The sequence below is a fragment of the Cohnella baijiui genome (genome assembly GCF_020731285.1).
In the GTDB taxonomy this organism is placed as follows: Bacteria; Bacillota; Bacilli; order Paenibacillales; family Paenibacillaceae; genus Cohnella.
The window spans coordinates 1-364 of record NZ_JAJFOW010000152.1; the positions used below are offsets into that span (position 1 = coordinate 1).

Annotated in this window: 1 pseudogene; it reads left to right on the forward strand. The window is 46.2% G+C overall.

The annotated features are described in order from the left end of the window. A pseudogene (locus tag LKX83_RS32085) lies at positions 1 to 364 on the forward strand (hypothetical protein); the annotation flags it as partial.

Consider the following 364-nt stretch of genomic DNA (forward strand, 5'->3'; position numbering starts at 1 on the left):
GAATTAAAGACACAATCACACAGCAACGCACAAGGCTTGAGCAGCTTCTTATTGTCCGCAGTGCACTGTACAACTACTACATCCATAACAAGAAGCTTCCCAAGAAACTCGAGGAGGTGGCTGGCGCTTTTCCAGCCAATTATTTATCTCGTATTCCATTCACACAAGCTGCGCATAGTAAAGCCATACCCGCGCTGCATAAGACCGGTATCATCTATCAACCGGAGCGCCTCTCTTCTAAAAAACTGTGGGAATCAATGAGCGATGTACTGTACAGTGGGGATGCAGCAGAACCCCCCGTCAAATTACAACCATTAGAAATTACCGTCTATCAATCATCGTTTCGTATGATCGTCCAAAGCGG